This is a genomic window from Ruegeria marisflavi (genome assembly GCF_025673445.1).
Lineage (GTDB): Bacteria > Pseudomonadota > Alphaproteobacteria > Rhodobacterales > Rhodobacteraceae > Ruegeria_B > Ruegeria_B marisflavi.
The window spans coordinates 31,288-48,839 of the sequence record NZ_JAOVQN010000006.1 but is presented as its reverse complement, the minus strand read 5'-3'; the positions used below and the strand labels follow the sequence as shown (position 1 = coordinate 48,839).

General features: G+C 64.7%; 13 protein-coding genes. 5 read left to right on the top strand and 8 right to left on the bottom strand.

The features are described from left to right. Nucleotide 1 precedes the first annotated feature (1 nt). From OEZ49_RS07775 to OEZ49_RS07765, 3 genes are all read right to left on the bottom strand, one after another. On the bottom strand, nt 2–4,093 hold the full coding sequence (locus OEZ49_RS07775) for a translocation/assembly module TamB domain-containing protein (protein ID WP_263387775.1): 4,092 nt from the start codon (nt 4,091–4,093) through the stop codon (nt 2–4). Further along, complete coding sequence (locus OEZ49_RS07770) at nt 4,093–5,898, bottom strand: autotransporter assembly complex protein TamA (RefSeq protein ID WP_263387774.1); 1,806 nt, start codon at nt 5,896–5,898, stop codon at nt 4,093–4,095. Before OEZ49_RS07770 ends, OEZ49_RS07775 begins: the two co-directional genes overlap by 1 nt. A gap of 167 nt (nt 5,899–6,065) precedes the next feature. Beyond that, complete coding sequence (locus tag OEZ49_RS07765) at nt 6,066–7,295, bottom strand: urate hydroxylase PuuD (RefSeq protein ID WP_263387773.1); 1,230 nt, start codon at nt 7,293–7,295, stop codon at nt 6,066–6,068. A gap of 95 nt (nt 7,296–7,390) precedes the next feature. Between OEZ49_RS07765 and OEZ49_RS07760 the strand changes: the two genes are divergently transcribed. Further along, nucleotides 7,391–8,314 carry a LysR family transcriptional regulator gene (locus tag OEZ49_RS07760; RefSeq protein ID WP_263387772.1) on the top strand — a complete coding sequence of 308 codons (924 nt, stop codon included), beginning with the start codon at nt 7,391–7,393 and terminating at the stop codon, nt 8,312–8,314. 211 nt (nt 8,315–8,525) lie between these two features. Here the strand turns inward: OEZ49_RS07760 and uraH are convergent, their stop codons facing one another. Beyond that, nucleotides 8,526–8,882, bottom strand: a complete 357-nt coding sequence (gene uraH, locus OEZ49_RS07755; RefSeq protein WP_263387771.1) for a hydroxyisourate hydrolase — start codon at nt 8,880–8,882, stop codon at nt 8,526–8,528. Between the two features lie 231 nt (nt 8,883–9,113). Between uraH and puuE the strand changes: the two genes are divergently transcribed. From puuE to OEZ49_RS07740, 3 genes are all read left to right on the top strand, one after another. Then, a complete protein-coding gene (gene puuE / locus OEZ49_RS07750) occupies nt 9,114–10,529 on the top strand; it encodes an allantoinase PuuE (RefSeq protein WP_263387770.1) in 1,416 nt (471 codons plus the stop codon). After that, entirely contained in the window at nt 10,526–11,014 is a 489-nt protein-coding gene (locus OEZ49_RS07745; RefSeq protein WP_263387769.1) for an ureidoglycolate lyase, read from the top strand. The genes puuE and OEZ49_RS07745 overlap by 4 nt, the downstream gene beginning before the upstream one ends. 66 nt (nt 11,015–11,080) lie before the next feature. Further along, nucleotides 11,081–12,493 carry a nucleobase:cation symporter-2 family protein gene (locus OEZ49_RS07740; RefSeq protein ID WP_263387768.1) on the top strand — a complete coding sequence of 471 codons (1,413 nt, stop codon included), beginning with the start codon at nt 11,081–11,083 and terminating at the stop codon, nt 12,491–12,493. 108 nt (nt 12,494–12,601) lie between these two features. On the opposite strand, the gene OEZ49_RS07735 is transcribed toward OEZ49_RS07740, so the two are convergent. The 3 genes from OEZ49_RS07735 to OEZ49_RS07725 all read right to left on the bottom strand — a co-directional run bounded on the left by OEZ49_RS07735 (nt 12,602) and on the right by OEZ49_RS07725 (nt 15,054). Beyond that, on the bottom strand, nt 12,602–13,585 hold the full coding sequence (locus tag OEZ49_RS07735; protein ID WP_263387767.1) for a type I glyceraldehyde-3-phosphate dehydrogenase: 984 nt from the start codon (nt 13,583–13,585) through the stop codon (nt 12,602–12,604). A gap of 54 nt (nt 13,586–13,639) precedes the next feature. Beyond that, nucleotides 13,640–13,963, bottom strand: coding sequence for a hypothetical protein (locus OEZ49_RS07730; RefSeq protein ID WP_263387766.1), 324 nt, complete (start codon nt 13,961–13,963; stop codon nt 13,640–13,642). A 167-nt stretch (nt 13,964–14,130) separates the two neighbouring features. Then, nucleotides 14,131–15,054 carry an aldo/keto reductase gene (locus OEZ49_RS07725; RefSeq protein ID WP_263387765.1) on the bottom strand — a complete coding sequence of 308 codons (924 nt, stop codon included), beginning with the start codon at nt 15,052–15,054 and terminating at the stop codon, nt 14,131–14,133. Nucleotides 15,055–15,243: 189 nt separating this feature from the next. On the opposite strand from OEZ49_RS07725, the gene OEZ49_RS07720 reads away from it, so the two are divergent. Then, a complete protein-coding gene (locus OEZ49_RS07720; RefSeq protein ID WP_263387764.1) occupies nt 15,244–16,155 on the top strand; it encodes an AraC family transcriptional regulator in 912 nt (303 codons plus the stop codon). Nucleotides 16,156–16,218: 63 nt separating this feature from the next. On the opposite strand, the gene OEZ49_RS07715 is transcribed toward OEZ49_RS07720, so the two are convergent. Then, on the bottom strand, nt 16,219–17,547 hold the full coding sequence (locus OEZ49_RS07715; RefSeq protein WP_263387763.1) for an adenylate/guanylate cyclase domain-containing protein: 1,329 nt from the start codon (nt 17,545–17,547) through the stop codon (nt 16,219–16,221). Nucleotides 17,548–17,552: the final 5 nt, after the last annotated feature.

Genomic DNA, 17,552 nt, shown 5'->3' with positions numbered 1-17,552 from the left:
TTCAGTAATCCCGTTCGAAGAAGATCCCGACCGATGTATCGCCCGCATTGTCCACCGTGCCCTTTAGCGTCAGGTTGTCGGTGACATCGAGGTTGAGGTTCACCTCGGTTTCACCGGCAGTGTTGACGTTGAAATCGGTATAGAGGTTCTCGCCCAGGTAAGCGCCCGCGCCCAGCTGGGCCTTGCCGTCCGCATCGGCACCGATTTCGATGGTATCCGCCCCCGTCGCATTGCGCACACCCTTGGTGGCATCGCCCCCGGCGCCGGACAGTTGTGCCAGCGAGGCCGCCATCTGTGCGATGACAAAGGGCGACAGGTCCGAGAACTGGTTGCCGAAGAGCAGCATGGCCAGTGCCTCTTCAGAAGGGCGGTCGGGATCCGCGGTCACCTTGATTTCGGGTGCGTCCAGTGGCCCGATGATCTGAAGCGACGCCTGCCCCTCCGAGGTGGTGGTGGTCGAGGCAAACTCGACGAAGGGCGTAAGGTCGCCTTGCAGCGTGATGATGCCCTTGCTCAGTTTCAGTCGCCTGCCGAGCATGTTGAAATCGCCCCGGATCAGACCGATCTGACCGGACGGCACCACCGCGGCGGTGGTGCCGCCAATGTGAATGCGGCCGCCCATTTCGGCGTTCAGCCCACGCCCTCGGGCATAGACCCGACCGGGAGCGTCGATGGCGATGTCCAGCGACATTGACGAACCGCCACCGCCGCCGTTGCCGGTATCGACAAGCTTTGCGCGCTGGCGGGTGGCATAGACCGGGCCGGGTTCGGCGCGATGCGCGATATCGGGGATCGGCGCCGCCCCGGCGGCGCCCCCGGCGGTATTCAGGTTAATATTGGTTTCCCCGACATTGATCTGCCCTGACAGCGAGCTGTTGCCGGTCAGCGGCCCGGCCAACGTGATCTGGCCGCCAAGCCGGCTGTCGTAGGACAGGTTGTCCGTCATCACCAGGTCATTGAGTGCCACGGTGATCCGCCCGTCAAAGGGGGGCAGCAGCGACACCGGGCCAGACACGGTGAACCCGCCACCGGCGCGAACACCGCCGTTGATGGCAATCTGCACCGCCTGATCGGCGATCCGCACGGTGCCGCCGATGCCGGTGATGGTCTGCCCGGCGTCCGGTATCGCCAGCGACGTCCCCGAGGTGGTGATGCTGCCGCTCAGCGCGCTCAGGCCCGGGGTGCCCTTCATCACCATGTTGAATTGCGCGCTGCCGTCGATCTTGTTGGGCGACAGCGCCTTGTTTGCGATGCCCAAGCTCAGCTGGCCCGAGGTGGTCATGTCGACCTGTCCGCTGGCCTCGTCGAATGTTCCGCCGACATCGGCGGCCAGCCCGGCCGGCCCGCGCGCGTTGCCATTGATGGTCCAGACGCCGCCGGAACGGTCCGCTGTGCCGCGTGCGGTCAGGCTGCCCGGCATGTCCGGCACGAACCGTTCCAGCCGGGCCAGTTCCGCGTCGAAATCCAGGTCCGCCGCGCCTTCGCTGTCGATGGTGCCGTCAAGGCGCGCAAAAGAGCTGTCCGGCCCTTTCAGCGAGACGTCTGTGCGGATGCCTGTTGGCGTGGGCGAAACCGTACCCGCCAGTTTCAGCGGCCCCGACACGGCAGTGGTGACCCGCGCCAGATCGTCGAGCGCCGCCTTGAACCGCAATTCGCTGTCTGCTGACCGGAAGGAGCCTTTGGCCTCGGCGCTGAGCGCACTGCCATTCAGGGTGAAGTCGCGGATATCCATGCCCGCATCGTCGCGCAGCCCATCGAAATGCAGCTTTGTGCGCCCGGCGATCAGCGTGTCGAGCTGTTCGATCCCCGCCTTCAGGTCCATGGTGTCGAGATCGAGCCGCATGTCAAAGGTCTGGTCGACCACCTGTGCCCGGCCATCCAGCGCGGCCGTCACCGATCCGCCCAACTCGCGGCCCGCAAGGGCCGAGAAGACCGACAGGCGCGGGGCCGAAATCTTGGCCTTGCCATCCACGACCAGCGCCCCGGTCAGGTCGGTGATCAGCGCCGCGACCTCGGCGGTAGCGGCGCGGCTGTCCAGCGTCACCTTGCGCAGGTCGAGGGCGTTGCCGTCACGGCTGGCATCCAGATGCAGGGTGACCGGGCCGGTGATCAGCGGATCGATCTGGGCCAAGCCGGTCGACAGCCCGCGCCCGTCGACATCCAGCACCAGGTCGAAATTTTCACCCGTCTGTGTCGCCTTGCCGGTCACTTCGGCCACCACGGTTCCGGTCAGGTCGTAACCCGCAAGCGCCGAGAAAGGCGCCAGGTCCGGGGCCTCGACCCGGGCCCGGCCATCCAGCGTCAAAACGCCGTCCGGCTGGGTCACCATCGCCGCCGCCTCGGCCCGGACCGCAGGCGCGTCCAGTCTGAGTTCGCGCACGGTCATCCCGGTCGTGTTGCGCACCGCGTCCAGGTGGATGGTACTGCTACCCGCCAGCAGCGGGTCAATCTCGGCCATGCCGCTGACCAAGTCCCGGCCAACCGCATCCAGAACGAAATCGAAAGAGCCCGATAAGGGCGCGCCCTTGCCGGTCAGTTCGGCACTGACAGACCCGCCCAGGGACTGCCCGGCGAGGTCGGAAAACCGGCCCAGGTCATCGGCGGACAGGGTGACCTTGCCATCCATTGCAAAGCCCGATGTCAGCCCGTCGATCACCGCATCCGCCGTGGCTGTGAAATCCGCGCCTTTCAGCTCGACTCCGCTGAGCGTCAGCGATTGGTTTGCCGGCAGGTCGAACTGACCGTCCAGCGTGATCGCAGCGCCAATCGCGCGGTTCAGCGCCGGGTCGGCAAAGGCAAGCCCCGCCAGCGCCGATTGCAGATCGCCGGTAACATGGGCGCCTTCGGGGCCGGTGGTCAAAGTGCCTTCGGCGGCAATGCGCGCGCGGCCCAGCCGCAGGCCGGGTGTTGCCACCTCGTCGGCGGTCAGGCTCAGCACCCAGCCGTCGCTGTTGGACTTGTCATAAAGCCCCGAAATCTGCGCCGATTTCAGTGTTATGCGCGGCTCTGCCACAGGCAGTATCACGCGGTCGCCATCGGGTGGTGTCACCCGCCCCTGCAAGGCGGCATGCAGCAACTGGCCACCGGCGGCCATGGACATTTCGCCCTCCAGCCGCAGCGCCTGGGCAGCAAGGGTGAACTCGTCCACATCCAGCGCGCCGCCGGGAGAGCTGATCCCGGTCACGAATAGACGGGTCTCGGTGCCGAAGAACGGGTCGTATTCCGCGTTCAGAAACGGGGTCAGGTCGCCGCCCAGATCGGCGGTAAAGGCAATGCCCGGCTGCGCCGTGCCGGTTACCGGCAGGGCCGATTGCAACCGAACCTGGCCTGAGACCCGTTCGGTGCCTTCGCTGGCCAGTGCGATATCGGCGGTGAAATCGGTCACCGGGCCTTCGCCCGCTGCGGTCAGTTTCAGCGCGGGCGCATCCGGAATGCCAAGTGTGGTGGAGATCAGCCCGCCCGCATCCTCGGTCACCTGCATGTCGAGGGTGATCTGGCTTGTCTCGTTGGCAAAGCCAGCGATCAGGTCCACCTTGTCCCCCGGACGGTCCAGCCGCGTGATGTCTAGCGCGCTGTCTAGCGCCCCGTCCGCCAGCGTGAGCTTGCCCAGAACCGAGAGCTCCGCCGCCGTACCCGCCAGCGGTGCGCCAAGCGTCAGCTTGTCCACCCGGATCTCGCCCAGTTCGATCGCCACCGGCAGTTCCGGCAATTGGAACGGGGTTGCGGCGGCATCGGGCAGGTCTTCCTGTTCGGGGCCGGGCAGGGGGGCGCGGTTGATACGGATTTCCGCCGCAGTCAGCTCGTTGACCGAGAACCGCCCCCGGATCAGCGCCAGCCGGTTCCAATCCAGCGCCGCGTCGCGGATCGTCAGCCAGACGCCGTCATCATCGGCAACGGTAATCTCTTCGATGGTGGCCTTGGCGCTCAGCGCGCCGCTCAGGCCGCGCACCTTGATGTTGCGCCCGTCGCCCGACAGCGTGTCCTCGAGGAAATCGACCAAAAGGCCGCCGCTTTCCTCCAGGCTTTGCGACATGGCCATGCCCGAAGGGGTCAGCATCAGCGTCACGGCAAGGGGATAGGTGAACTGTTTCATCAGAATGCCTGCCCGATACCGATGTAGAATTGCAGACCATCCCCGGTCGCGCCGCTGGTCGGATAGGCAAGGTCGAGCCGCAGCGGCCCGAAACCGCCCAGATCATATCGCACGCCCAAACCGGCGCCCGCATGGCTGTCGGAGCCGGAGCCGACAAAGGCCGAGTCCCCGACCATTCCGAAGTCATAGAAACCGACCAGCGAGATGTTCTGAGTCACCCTGCCGCGCACCTCGGTCGACAGGCCAAGGAACGACCGGCCGCCCGCCGTGTTTGCGCCAACGGGAATGCCGAGGCTTTCATACGGCTGACCGCGCACCGTGCCCGCCCCGCCGGAAAAGAACAGCAGTTCCGGCGACACCTCGGACAGCGACGGGCCGAACACCGAGCCAAGCTGCATCCGCCCCGCCAGAACCAGCCGGCCCTCGGTGCCGATGTCCCAATAGACCCGGCCATCGGCCAGGAATTGCGCCCCGGACTTGGTGCCGGACAGGCCGACAAAGGGGGCAAGCCCCGCGTTCAGGTAGAACCCCCGCGTCGCGCTGACCTTGTTGTCGCGCTTGTCCCATTCGAAAGTGGTACGCAGCCCGAAATAGCGGAACTTGCGGCCCGAGCCGAAGGCATCGGACGCATCGCCATAGCTGAAGCCAACGGCGGCCTCGGCATAGAGCTCGTCCGAAAAGGTGCGCCGCGCGCCTACGCCCAGAACCGCGCGCGTGATGTTGTAATGCGTCCGGTTCCGGCGTTCTGCCTCGCCAATATAGAAGATGCTGTCGTCCGGCCCCAGCCGGTCCGGTTTCTCCAGGCGAAAACCGATGCGGCCGTCGATATCCTCGGTGCCGCCGATGTTGCGGACTGTCGCCTCCAGCCGCAGCCGGTCTGCCCGGCCCGTCAGGTTGCGGTGGATCCAGACCGTGGACAGGTCGAGACCGTCGCGCGACGACAGTTCCGCGCCAAAGCTGATCCGGCGTTTTGGCAGGTCTTCGAAGGTGGCGTCAAAATCGAGCGTGCCGTCGGGGTTGGGCGTTTCGCGTTCCTTTATCGAAACCAGGTTGAAGGTTCCGGTCCGGCGTAAACGGGTGCCGACCTTTTGCACATGGGCCGGCGAATAGATTTCGCCGGTTGGAAAACCGGCGATCCTGCGAATGGAGTCCTGTTTAACGTCGGTTTCGCCGTCGATATGCATCTGGCCAAACCGCAGTTGCGGTCCCGGTAACAGGCGTATCTCGGCGTCCAGTTCGGCCTCGGCATGACGTGCCCGAATACGCTGATCACCGACCTTCGCCTTGGGGTAACCCGCATCGCGCCAACCCGAGATGCTGGCGCGTACCGTCGATTGCAGCACCTCGGTCGATGCAGGCTGTCCTGGTGCGAACTCAGGTGGAACCATGTTGCCGGGTGCGATCGGGTCGATCCGCGCCGTCCCGAAGCGGAAGGGCGGGCCGGTTTCGACGCTGATCTCGATCCGGTCGATCCGGGCTGGTGTCTGGATCGGGTCGATACTGGCAGCCTCGCTCCCGTCGAGCCGGATATGCACGACCGGGCTGAAGTATCCTTCGTCGTAGAGGATCTGGATCAGCGTCCGATAGTCGGCCAGCGCCGAGGACAGAAGTTCCAGCGGCGAATCGAGACCGCGCGCCGGCGCTGACAGGGCCGCAGAACTCTGTTCCAATCGCTCGATCAGATCTTCTGGTGCGCCCGGGGCCGTCAAGGTCGCTTCGAGCGCTGTGGCCGCTCCCGGAGCAAACAGAAAACCCGCGGCCACAAGGCCACGCGACAGGGCACCAATAGCGCCTTTGAACGTCATTCAACCGGCTCCAGACAGCTCCGCCTCAACAGTACGGGCCCTCCCCCCAAGGATGACTCGCAAGACATATCCGGGATAACACAGTCCCGCGCGCAATAGGAACGCAGAATGCGCCCCGCACCCCAAAGGATAGTAGGTGCGATGCCGGAACTGGCAATATGCCGCTGTTACTCGGTGGCGGCGCGGTACCAGGCAACGATGGCGGCCCGGTCCTCGGGCTCCATGAAGGTCACGTTGGCCGGGGGCATCGCATGGGTCACGCCCGACTGCACATAGATCGCCCGGGCATTGCGGGCGATATCGGCCTCGGTTTCGAGCAGAACGCCCTTGGGCGCCCAGAGGATGCCCTCCCAGACCGGCTCGCGGGCATGGCACATGGAGCAGCGCCCCAGCACCACGTCATGCGCCTCGGCAAAGCCGGGGGCGGCTGCGACGCGCTGCTCGGTCGCGGTCATTGGCTGCGCCTCGGCCTCTTCCAGCGGCTGGTGCATCGGGGCGGTGGACAGCCACATGATGGCGAGGAACAGCAGCGCAGTCACCAACCAGGTCCAGGTCGGGTTGCCGGTGCGGGCATGCAGCGAGTTGAAATAATGCCGGATCGTCACCCCCATCAGAAACACCAGCGCCGCGATGATCCAGTTGTACTGGGTGGCAAAGGCCAGCGGATAGTGGTTCGACAGCATCAGGAAGACGACCGGCAGCGTCAGATAGTTGTTATGGGTCGAGCGCAGCTTGGCAATCTTGCCATACTTCGGATCGGGCGCGCGCCCGGCCATCAGGTCGGCCACCACGATCTTCTGGTTGGGGATGATGATGAAGAAGACGTTGGCGCTCATGATCGTGGCGGTAAAGGCACCCAGATGCAGCATCATGGCCCGCCCGGTGAACACCTGGTTCAGTGCCCAGCCCATCAACACCAGCAGGCCAAAGAGAAGCACCATCAACAGGGTCGGGCGCTCGGCCAGGCCGGATTTGCACAGCCGGTCATAAACCAGCCAGCCGATCGACAGCGTCGCCGCCGAGATCAGGATACCCTGCCACAGCGCCAGCTCTGCCTTGGACTGGTCGATCAGATACAGCTCGCCCCCCGCCCAGTAGACGATCATCAGCAGGGCAAAACCGCTGAGCCAGGTCGAATAGCTTTCCCATTTGAACCAGGTCAGGTGTTCCGGCATCCGCTCGGGCGCCACCAGGAACTTGCGGATGTGGTAGAACCCGCCACCATGCACCTGCCATTCTTCGCCATGGGCACCAGGCGGCAGATCGGGCGCCTTGCGCAGCCCGAGGTCGAGCGCGATGAAATAAAACGACGATCCGATCCAGGCCACGGCGGTAATTACATGCAGCCAGCGCACGCCAAAGCCCAGCCATTCCCAGAACACGGCAAGATCATACATGAGACGGTCTCCGAACTGTTTTCACCAGACTATGCAAGAGCCATTTTTTCCGGTATTCCAGCATATTGCCAAGCTGTATCAAAAAATCCGGAACAATGTCCTATCTCGACAATATCCGAACCTTCGTGCGGGTCTACGATCTGGGCAGCATGTCAGCCGCCGGGCGCGACCTGCGGATCTCTCCGGCGGTGACCTCGGCCCGGATTTCGCAGCTCGAAGAGCACCTGAACGTGCGACTGTTCCAGCGCACCACCCGCAACCTGACGCCCACTGAACAGGGGCGGGCGTTTTATCCCGGGGCAGTTGCAGTGCTCGAAGCGGTGGACGAGGCCGAAGCGCAGGTCATGCACCTGACCGAGGCGCCACGCGGTGCGATCTATGTCGCCGCGCCCCTGGGTCTGGGGCGGCGGCTGCTGGCGCCGAACGTGCCGGAGTTTTTAGAGCAATATCCTCAGATCGATATCCGCCTGCGCCTGACCGACCGCACTGTCGACCTGACGACCGAGGGGCTGGATCTGGCGTTCTTCCTCGGTCAGCCCGAGGACAGCAACCTGCGTATCCGCAAGATCGCCGATTGCCGGCGGGTGCTGTGCGCGGCCCCCGATTATGTTGCCCGCCGTGGCCTGCCCGAACACGGGCAGGCGCTGATCGACCAGCGTCACGAGTGCCTCAACCTGCGGTTTCCCGGCGCGACCGAGTTTCAATGGATGCTTCAGACCCCGGATGGCCCGCGCCGCTTTGCGGTTTCCGGTCGCTATGAATGCGACGATGGCGATGTTCTGACCGACTGGGCGCTGTCCGGGCAGGGGATCGCGCTGAAACCCGTTTTCGAAGTGGCCGAGCACCTCAAGGACGGCCGTCTTGTGCCGGTGGCGCCGCAGACACCGCCGGTGCCGGTGCAGATGGCTTGCCTCTATACCCACCGGCGGCACCAGGATCCCAAGACGCGCCTGCTGATGGAGTTCATGACCGAACGGATCGGTCGTGCAGTCAAAGCCGCCGAAGCGCGCGCCGCCTGAGCGCGGCATACGCTCCCGCCTCCGGATCACCGCCCTGCCGGGCGATGCCCGGAGTTGGGTCCGGCGCCGGACCTGCGGTCCGGCGCGGTCGGTCCAAGCGGGCAAGGGTTGCCCCCAGCGTGACCGTGCCGCGCCCTTGGGCGCGGCGCCCGGCCCAACGGGAGGAGGGCATCTTTGATGCCCGATCGACGGGCGGGAGTGCCCCGTCGCCCTAGCTGCCGCGATAGGTCGAATAGCCGAAGGGCGACAAGAGCAGCGGCACATGGTAATGCGCCTCGCCATCGCTGATCCCGAACCGGATCGGTACCTCGTCCAGAAACAGCGGCTCATCGCCGGATTGGCCAGTCTTGCGCAGATAGTCCCCCGCTGCGAAGACCAGTTCGTAAACTCCGGGCACGAATTCCCCCTTGGGCAGGATCGGGCTGTCGGTGCGCCCATCGTCATTGGTGCGCATTTCGGCCAGTTGCTGCCGCGCTCCCCCGTTCAGCCGGTAAAGGGTGATGGTCAGCCCCTCGGCGGGACAGCCGCGCGCGGTGTCCAGAACATGTGTGGTCAGATATCCGTTCATCCCTGTCTCCTGTCTTTCCCCCAGATTTCACATTGGGCCAGAAACATGCAAACCCCGATCCGGCGAGACAGTTTCTGCTCCTTTTTGAAGATCGCGCGCCTATCGCCGCGCCTTCTCCGCATCGCGCTCTTTGTCATTTCCGAAAGCTGCGTCAAACTGCATTTGATAAACAGTGGCGATTTTCTGCGCTATTGAGGAAATAGGATATCCGTAAATTGCAGGACATTGCCCATGACCGCCCCCCGATACCCCCGCGACATGATCGGCTATGGCGCCACGCCGCCCAAGGCGAACTGGCCGGGCGGCGCAAAGCTCGCCGTTCAGATCGTGCTGAACTACGAAGAGGGCGGCGAGAACAACATTCTGCATGGCGATGCGGCGTCCGAGGCGTTCCTGTCCGAGATCGTCGGTGCCGCGCAATGGCCCGGCCAGCGCCATTGGAACATGGAGACGATCTATGAATACGGCGCGCGGGCCGGGTTCTGGCGCTTGCACCGGCTGATGCGGGACCTTCCCGTTACCGTCTATGGCGTCGCCACCGCGCTGGCCCGCTCGCCCGATCAGGTCGCGGCGATGAAATCGGCCGGTTGGGAGATTGCCAGCCACGGGTTGAAATGGGTCGAACACAAGGACATGCCCGCGGAAGAGGAGCGCGCCCAGATCGCCGAGGCGATCCGCCTGCATACCGAGGTGACCGGCAGCCGCCCGCGCGGCTGGTACACCGGGCGCTGTTCGATGAACACCGTGCGCCTCGCGTCCGAGGCGGGGATGGACTACATCGCCGACACCTATGACGACGATCTGCCCTACTGGAAACGGCTGGGCGGGCGCGACCAGCTGATCGTGCCCTATACGCTCGACTGCAACGACATGCGCTTTGCCACGCCACAGGGATTCAATTCGGGCGATCAGTTCTTTGCCTATCTCAAGGACAGTTTCGACGCGCTCTACGCCGAAGGCGCCGAGGGCGCGCCCAAGATGCTCTCTATCGGCTTGCATTGCCGCCTGATCGGCCGTCCTGGCCGGGTGATGGCGCTGAAACGCTTCCTCGACTATGCGCGCGGGCACGCGGACGTCTGGTTTGCCACCCGCTTGCAAATCGCCGAACACTGGGCGCGCGAACACCCGCCGGTGGCGCGCACCCGTCCGTCCGAGATGGCGCAGGCGGAGTTTGTCGCGGCCTATGGCGGTATTTTCGAACATTCCCCCTGGATTGCAGAACGCGCCCATGGGCTGGAGCTTGGCCCTGCCCACGATACTGCTGGCGGGCTGCACAATGCGCTCTGCCGCATGTTCCGCTCGGCCAGCGCCGAGGAGCGGCTGGGCGTATTGACCGCCCACCCGGATCTGGCGGGCAAGCTGGCGCAGGCGAAACGGCTGACGGCGGAAAGCACCTCGGAACAGGCCTCGGCTGGCCTGGATGCGCTGACCGACGAGGAACGCACCACCTTTACCCGGCTCAATGCCGAATATGTGGCGCGCTTCGGCTTTCCCTTCATCATCGCGGTGCGCGACCATGACAAGGCGTCGATCCTTGCCGCCTTTCAGCGCCGCATCGGCAATGACCGCGAGACCGAATTCGCCGAGGCCTGCCGTCAGGTCGAACGCATCGCCGAGTTCCGCCTGCGCGACGTGCTGCCCTCATGAACCGCCGCATCGTGACAGAGCCGATCACCGAAGCCGCCTTCGCGCCCTTTGGAGACCTCATGTCGGTTTCGGGAGCACCGGACAAGACCATCAATCAGGGCCAATGCGGGCGCTATCACGACCGCGCGCGGCTCGATTTCGCTGATGGGCGCGCGGGCATCAGCCTGTTCGACGCCAAGCCGCGCGCGCTGCCCTACACGCTCGACATGGTCGAGCGGCACCCCGACGGTAGTCAGGCCTTCATCCCGATGAGCCATCAGCCCTTTCTGGTCATCGTGGCCCCCGACGAGGACGGCCGCCCCGGCAAGCCGCGCGCCTTTGTCACCGAAGCAGGGCAGGCGGTGAACTATCATCGCGGCACCTGGCACGGGGTACTGACGCCGCTGGCCGCGCCCGGGCTGTTTGCGGTGGTCGACCGTATCGGCCCCGGCGCCAATCTTGAGGAATTCTGGTTCGACGACCCATGGGAGGTGGTCGCCGGATAAAGAAGCCGCCCGGCAGACAAGAGGCGGCAAGACCCCCATGATCCACACAGGGAGGACAGTGATATCATGGCCGACACTTCGATAGGGACAGCGGATCAGCTCCGCGATCCGGATTACACCCCGCCGCTGGCAAAGGCGGTGCCGCTGGGTATCCAGCATGTACTGGCAATGTTCGTCTCGAACGTCACGCCCGCGATCATCGTGGCGGGGGCGGCGGGCTTTGGTTTTGGCTCGAACTCGCCCGATTTTCCCGAACTTCTCTACCTGATCCAGATGTCGATGCTGTTTGCCGGTGTGGCGACGCTGTTGCAGACGGTGACACTGGGCCCGGTCGGCGCGGGCCTGCCCATCGTGCAGGGGACCAGCTTTGCCTTTCTGCCGATCATGATTCCACTGGTCGCGGGCAAGGGGGTGGACGCACTGGCGGCCCTGTTTGGCGGCGCGATCATCGGCGGCCTGTTTCATTTCTGCCTCGGCTTCTTCATCGGGCGCATCCGCTTTGCCCTGCCGCCACTTGTCACGGGCCTTGTCGTGACGATGATCGGTCTCGCACTGGTCAAGGTCGGCATCCAGTACGCTGCGGGCGGCGTGCCCGCCATCGGCACGCCGGAATACGGCTCGCTCCTCAACTGGTCGGCGGCGCTGGTGGTGATCCTGGTGACGCTGGGGCTGAAGTTCTTCACCCGCGGCATGCTGTCTGTCTCGGCGGTGCTGCTGGGGCTGATCGTGGGCTATGCCTATGCGCTGATGGTGGGCATGGTGACCTTCGAGGCGATCGGCACCAGCTGGGGTCGCGCTGCCGGGTTCGCCCTGCCGGTGCCGTTCAAATACGGGTTCGAGTTCTCGCTGGCCGCCGTCATCGGCTTTGCCATGATGGCGGTGGTTTCGGCCATCGAAACGGTGGGCGATGTTTCGGGCATCACCAAGGGCGGCGCGGGGCGCGAGGCGAATGACAAGGAAATCGCCGGTGCCACCTATGCCGATGGTCTGGGCACTGCGGTTGCGGGTCTGTTTGGCGCCTTCCCCAACACCTCGTTCAGCCAGAACGTGGGCCTGATCGCCATGACCGGGGTGATGAGCCGCCATGTGGTCACCATTGGGGCGCTGTTCCTGATCCTTTGCGGACTGGTGCCCAAGGTGGGCGCGATCATCCGTACCGTGCCCATCGAGGTGCTGGGCGGCGGTGTCATCGTGATGTTCGGAATGGTGGTTGCCGCCGGTATTTCGATGCTGTCGGATGTGCACTGGAACCGGCGCAACATGGTGATCTTTGCCATTGCGCTGTCGGTCGGGCTGGGCTTGCAACTGGAGCCCGGCGCGGTGCAGCACCTGCCTGATACCGCGCAGATCCTGATGACCAGCGGCTTGCTGCCCGCCGCCGTGATCGCCATCGTGCTGAACCTGATCCTGCCGCAGGAATTGGGGGAAGAGGCGACCGAGGAAGTCTCGGGCGGCATGGCCGGACACGGGCGTCGGTAAACCTATCACCGGGCGGGCCGCTCCCGCCCGGTTCCGCCGCATCGAAGATGCGTTGGCCCCGGTTGGGCCGGGCAGGCGGGGCGTAAGCCCCGCGCGCGGCTCTCGCCCTCAGCCCGCCATCAGGCGCGCCACATCCAGCATCCGCGCCGAAAACCCCCATTCATTGTCATACCAGCCAAAGACGCGCACCTGACGGTCACCCACCATTCGGGTTTCGAGGCCCGCAATGACCAGCGATTCCGGCCGCGCGCGCAGGTCCGAGGAGACCAGAGGCTTGCCGGTCCAGCCCAGCACCGGCGAGGCCGCAACCGCGTTGCGCAGGGTGGTATCGAATTCCGCCTCCGACATCAGGCGCTGCATCTGTACCACCAGATCCACGGCCGAAACGCTGGCCGTCGGCACCCGCACCGCAGCGCCCGAGATGCGACCCGCCAGATGCGGCAGCACCTCGTCGATCAGATGGGTGGCGCTCGATGTGGTCGGCACCATCGACAGCGCGCCCGCCCGCGAGCGCGCGGCGTCGCCGCGCGGCGCGTCGACCATCGGCTGGCTGTTGGTATAGCAGTGGATCGTGGTCATATGGGCGCTGGCGATGCCTGCGATCTCGTCGATCACCCGCGCCAGCGGCGCCAGCGCATTGGTGGTACACGACGCGTTCGATACGATCCGGGCATTACCCAGCCGCGCCTCGTTCGCGCCCAGCACCACGGTGATCTCGGCCGCCGGGGACGGCCCCGAGATCAGCACCTTGCCCGCCCCGGCGGCAAGACCGCGCGCGGCCACATCCGAGGTGCGCGCGATCCCGGTGCAATCGAGCAGCACATCCACCCCCGACAGATCCACCCGCGCCAGATCGGCGCTATGGCTCATCGGGATCTCGACCCCGTCCACCACCAGCGTCTCATCCCCTGTCTCGACGCTGCCGCGCCAGGGGCCGAAGGTGCTGTCGTATTCGAAGAGATAGGCGCAAGTGTCGAGCGGCGCGATATCGTTGATCAGCACAAGCTCGATATCCGTGACCCGCGGCCGAGCCATCAGCTGCCGCAGGATGGTGCGGCCGATGCGGCCGAATCCGTTGATCGCGATTTTCATGCGCAAGCTATGGCAGGAGCGTTGACCGACCTCAATGCCCCGGTTTGACGGATCTCACTTGCACGTGACCCGGGCGAAGAACTGACCCGAGATGTTCTGGTAGAGCGTCTTGCGGTCGACCGTGCAGCCGGTCGCTTGCTGCACGGCGGCAATTGCCTGATGGGTCCGCAGCCGGGCGGGCGGGCCAAAGGGGTTGAGGTTGTTCATGTCCCGCGTGGCGCGATAGACGATGGGATCCTGCGATACTTGCGTGACAGCCCAGCTCCGGCTCATCACGTGAACGGTGACCGATGCGTCCTGTGCCGTGGCAATCGCGGGCCAGAGAGCGCATAGGGCGACAAGGGCGACCGTGTTCGGGCGCTTGGGGCGCGTATTCATGGTGGGCCTCCTCTAAAACGTGAAATCCTGTGACAAGTTGAGCAGATTGCACGCGGCCTGAGAAGCCTATGCATGGATAAGCTTGGGGCATGGCTTTGACGCCGCGGAACAGCCGCTCGCAAGGGACGGGACCATACCGCCCACAACTGCGGGCTGGTTGCGCGGCCTCACCCCATGAACCGCGGATCGCCCGTCGCCCATGCGACACCATCGCCCCGGTCCATCGTTTCGATCAGGGCCATGTCATCGGCGTCGAGCACAAATCCGAACAGATCCATGTTCTCGCGCATCCGCCGGGGGTTGAGGCTTTTCGGCAGGACCGCAAAGCCCTTTTGCACGCCCCAATGCAACAGCACCTGCGCTTCGGTCACCCCGTATTTCGCGGCCATCGCCTTGAACGGAGACCCCGCATCGCTGCCCTCTGCCTGCATCTCGGCGGTCTTGCCGCTGGCTTGCCCGGGCTCGCTGCGCCAGGTGGACAGCGGCACCAGCGAGCTGTAGGCAATCGGCGCAATGCCGTTTTCCGCCATGAATGCCAGCAATTCGGGTTTCTGTGACCAGGGGTGCAGCTCGATCTGATTGTACTCGGGCATCGGCAGCCCAGCCGCCCGGATCTCTTCGATATGGGCTTCGGTATAGTTGCTGACCCCGATGGCGCGGGTCTTTCCTTGTTCCTTTAGGTCGACCAGCGCCCGCCATTCGTTGACCCGTTCTGACCCGCCGGACGGGGCATGGATCAGGTAAAGGTCGACATGGTCCAGCCCCAGCGCCGCGCGCGACGTCTCAAAGGCCGCGATGGTCTCGTCATAACCTTTGGGCGTGTCCCCCCAGGCCGGGTTGCCCGGCCAAAGCTTTGTCGTCACGAACACGTCGGCCCGGTCAAGCCCAGCCGCCGAAAGACCATCGCGGATGCCTTGGCCCACGCCAGCCTCGTTGTGATACCCCGCCGCCGTGTCGATGTGGCGATACCCGGCACCGATGGCCGCCGCGACCGCAGCGGCGGCATCCGCGTCGGAAATGAGGTAAGTGCCGAACCCGACCAGGGGCAGGCCGGCGGCTGTCTTTGGGGTGTCGTTGTGGGTACTGGTCATCTGGTTTCTCCGACACGTGTTCAGGAAAAGCTAGGGCTTGCTTTATTGGAGAAGTTGTAGCGAGGAATTAGCTCCAAATTTGTCAATTTGTCGTTTTGTCTTGCCATATTCTCCAGTTTCTCGGAGAATAGCCTCTGCCCGATCAGCTTTGTGCTATGCGGCTTCCAAGAAAGGTCTCAGGGGGGTCCCATGCAATCGGAACTCATTCGTCTGGCAAGTGAACTGGCAGCGCCCGATGCGGTCGATGGCGTGACCCGGCTTGGCTTGGGCGGGGCTGCCCTGCTGCGGCGCACCCGCCCCTCGGATATCGAGGGGACACTGTACCGTCCCTTGCTCTGCCTGGTCCTGCAAGGCGCCAAGGAGGTCATCGCAGGGACCCTGTCGGTTCATTGCCCGGCGGGGCATGCCATCATCGTCAGCCACGATCTGCCGGTGCTGTCGCGCATCACCCGGGCCTCTCCGGCGGAACCTTACATCGCCGTCGTGCTGCCGCTGGACCTCGGCCTGCTGCGCGGTTTCTTCGACCAGATGCCGGACATCGCCGAGGGCGCGGACAACCCGGCGGCGTTAATGGCTTGCACGGCCGAACGTGAATTGAGCGATGCCGTTGCCCGGTTCCTGGCGCTGGCCCGACAGCAGGCCGCCGCTCCACTTCTGGCTCCGATACTGCTGCGCGAGATCCACGCGCGGCTTCTGCTCTCGCCGCAGGGGGCGATCCTCAGACGGTTCCTCTACCGCGAGGACCCTTCGAACCACGTCGCGCGGGCCATCGCCTCTATCCACGCGTCGATCGACGCGCCGATGAAAGTGTCGGCGCTGGCCGAGCATGCGGGCATGAGCACGTCGTCTTTTCACGCGCATTTCAAGGCGGTGACCGGACTGACACCTGGGCAGTACCAGAAGGACATCCGCCTGCACGAAGCGCGGCGCCTGATCCTGGACAGCACCGCGGCCGTGGCCTCGGTCGCATTCGATGTCGGTTATGAAAGCCCCGCACAGTTCAGCCGCGACTACGCTCGGAAATTCGGGCGCCCCCCGCGCGAAGACCGTAGCACGGCGCGAGAACCGGGCAGGCCACAAACCCTGTCAAATTCGATCTAACCTTCGAAGGTTTGTTGAAGAAACCCGCCCGGAACAAGGCAAGCGCTCACACCTGCTTGGGTGTCAGTCCGTCAACCTGTGCAGCGGCCAATCGCCCGGCACACCGCGAAGCTGGCGGGAACCGAGAGCTGCGAACTCCATTTGTGCACCGAGGGAAAGGTCCTTGACGGTCTGTGACACCAGGATCTCATCTGGCCCGGCCTCGGACTGGATGCGGGCCGCAACGTGTACCGATATGCCGGACAGATCTTCCCCGCGTATCTCACATTCCCCGGTATGCACACCTGTTCGGCATTGCAGGCCCAAACCGGCCACGTCCTGGCGCAAGGTCCGGGCACATTCCACCGCGCTGGTTGGCCCGCGGAAGGACAGAAGATATCCGTCACCCGTATGCTTGACCTGTCTGCCGCCGAACACCGCGATACGCCGGGCGACGGTATGGTCAAGCTGTTCCAGAACGCTGCGCCACCGCTCGTCGCCCATATGCGCCAGGTGCTCGGTGGACCCTACCAGGTCCAGAAACACCAGCGTCACAAGCGCCCGTTCCGGTGGCGCCGAAATCCGTTCACCGGTCACGAATGCCCTGATCTCGGACACCAGCTGGTCCTGGTCACCATACCACGCGATGTGATCCTCTCCGGGCAGTATACGCAGTTCGGCGCCTGCGATGTGCTCAGCCAGGAATCGCGCGTGATCCGGGCTGCACCAGCGGTCGCCTTCGCGTTGCAGCAACAGCGTGGGCGCCTGGATCGACGAAAGCACGCCGCGATAGTCGATGTCGTAGTTCAGCACCGCCAGTTTCGCCAGGGCACGCGGGCTGGCGGCATAGCGGAAGTAGGTGTCCAGCCACTCGATTGCCGCCGGATCGTCGGCAATGCTCGGAGCCCCATCGACCTTTCGGTCGGCATTGTCTGACGGTTTGCTGAACTTCTCGATCTCGGCCCGCAGCGCGTCGGGTTTCAAGCCCATGGGGTAATCCGGATGCCATTTGTAACAGGCCCGGCTGCCATTCAGGATCAGGTGGCTGACGCGCTCTGGGTGAGTCGCGGCAAAGACGCTTGAAATCGCACCGCCCTCGGACATTCCGAACAGGGCTGCGCGATCCGTGCCCGCGGCATCCAGCACGGCTGTGATGTCCTGTGATCTTTCCTCCAACGTCGGGTATCCCACGTCGCGGTCCGACATGCCGACGCCGCGCTTGTCGAAGAAGATGATGCGGGCAAACCGGCTCATCTTGGTCAGAAACCGGGCGTAGTCGGGGCTTTCCCAAGCATATTCGATATGTGTGGCCCAGCCCTGCGCCCATAGCAGATCGACCGGGCCGTCTCCAAAAACCTGGTAGGCGATATGCGTATCCCCGGCCAATGCGTAGCGGGTTTGGGGTCGCTTCATGACGT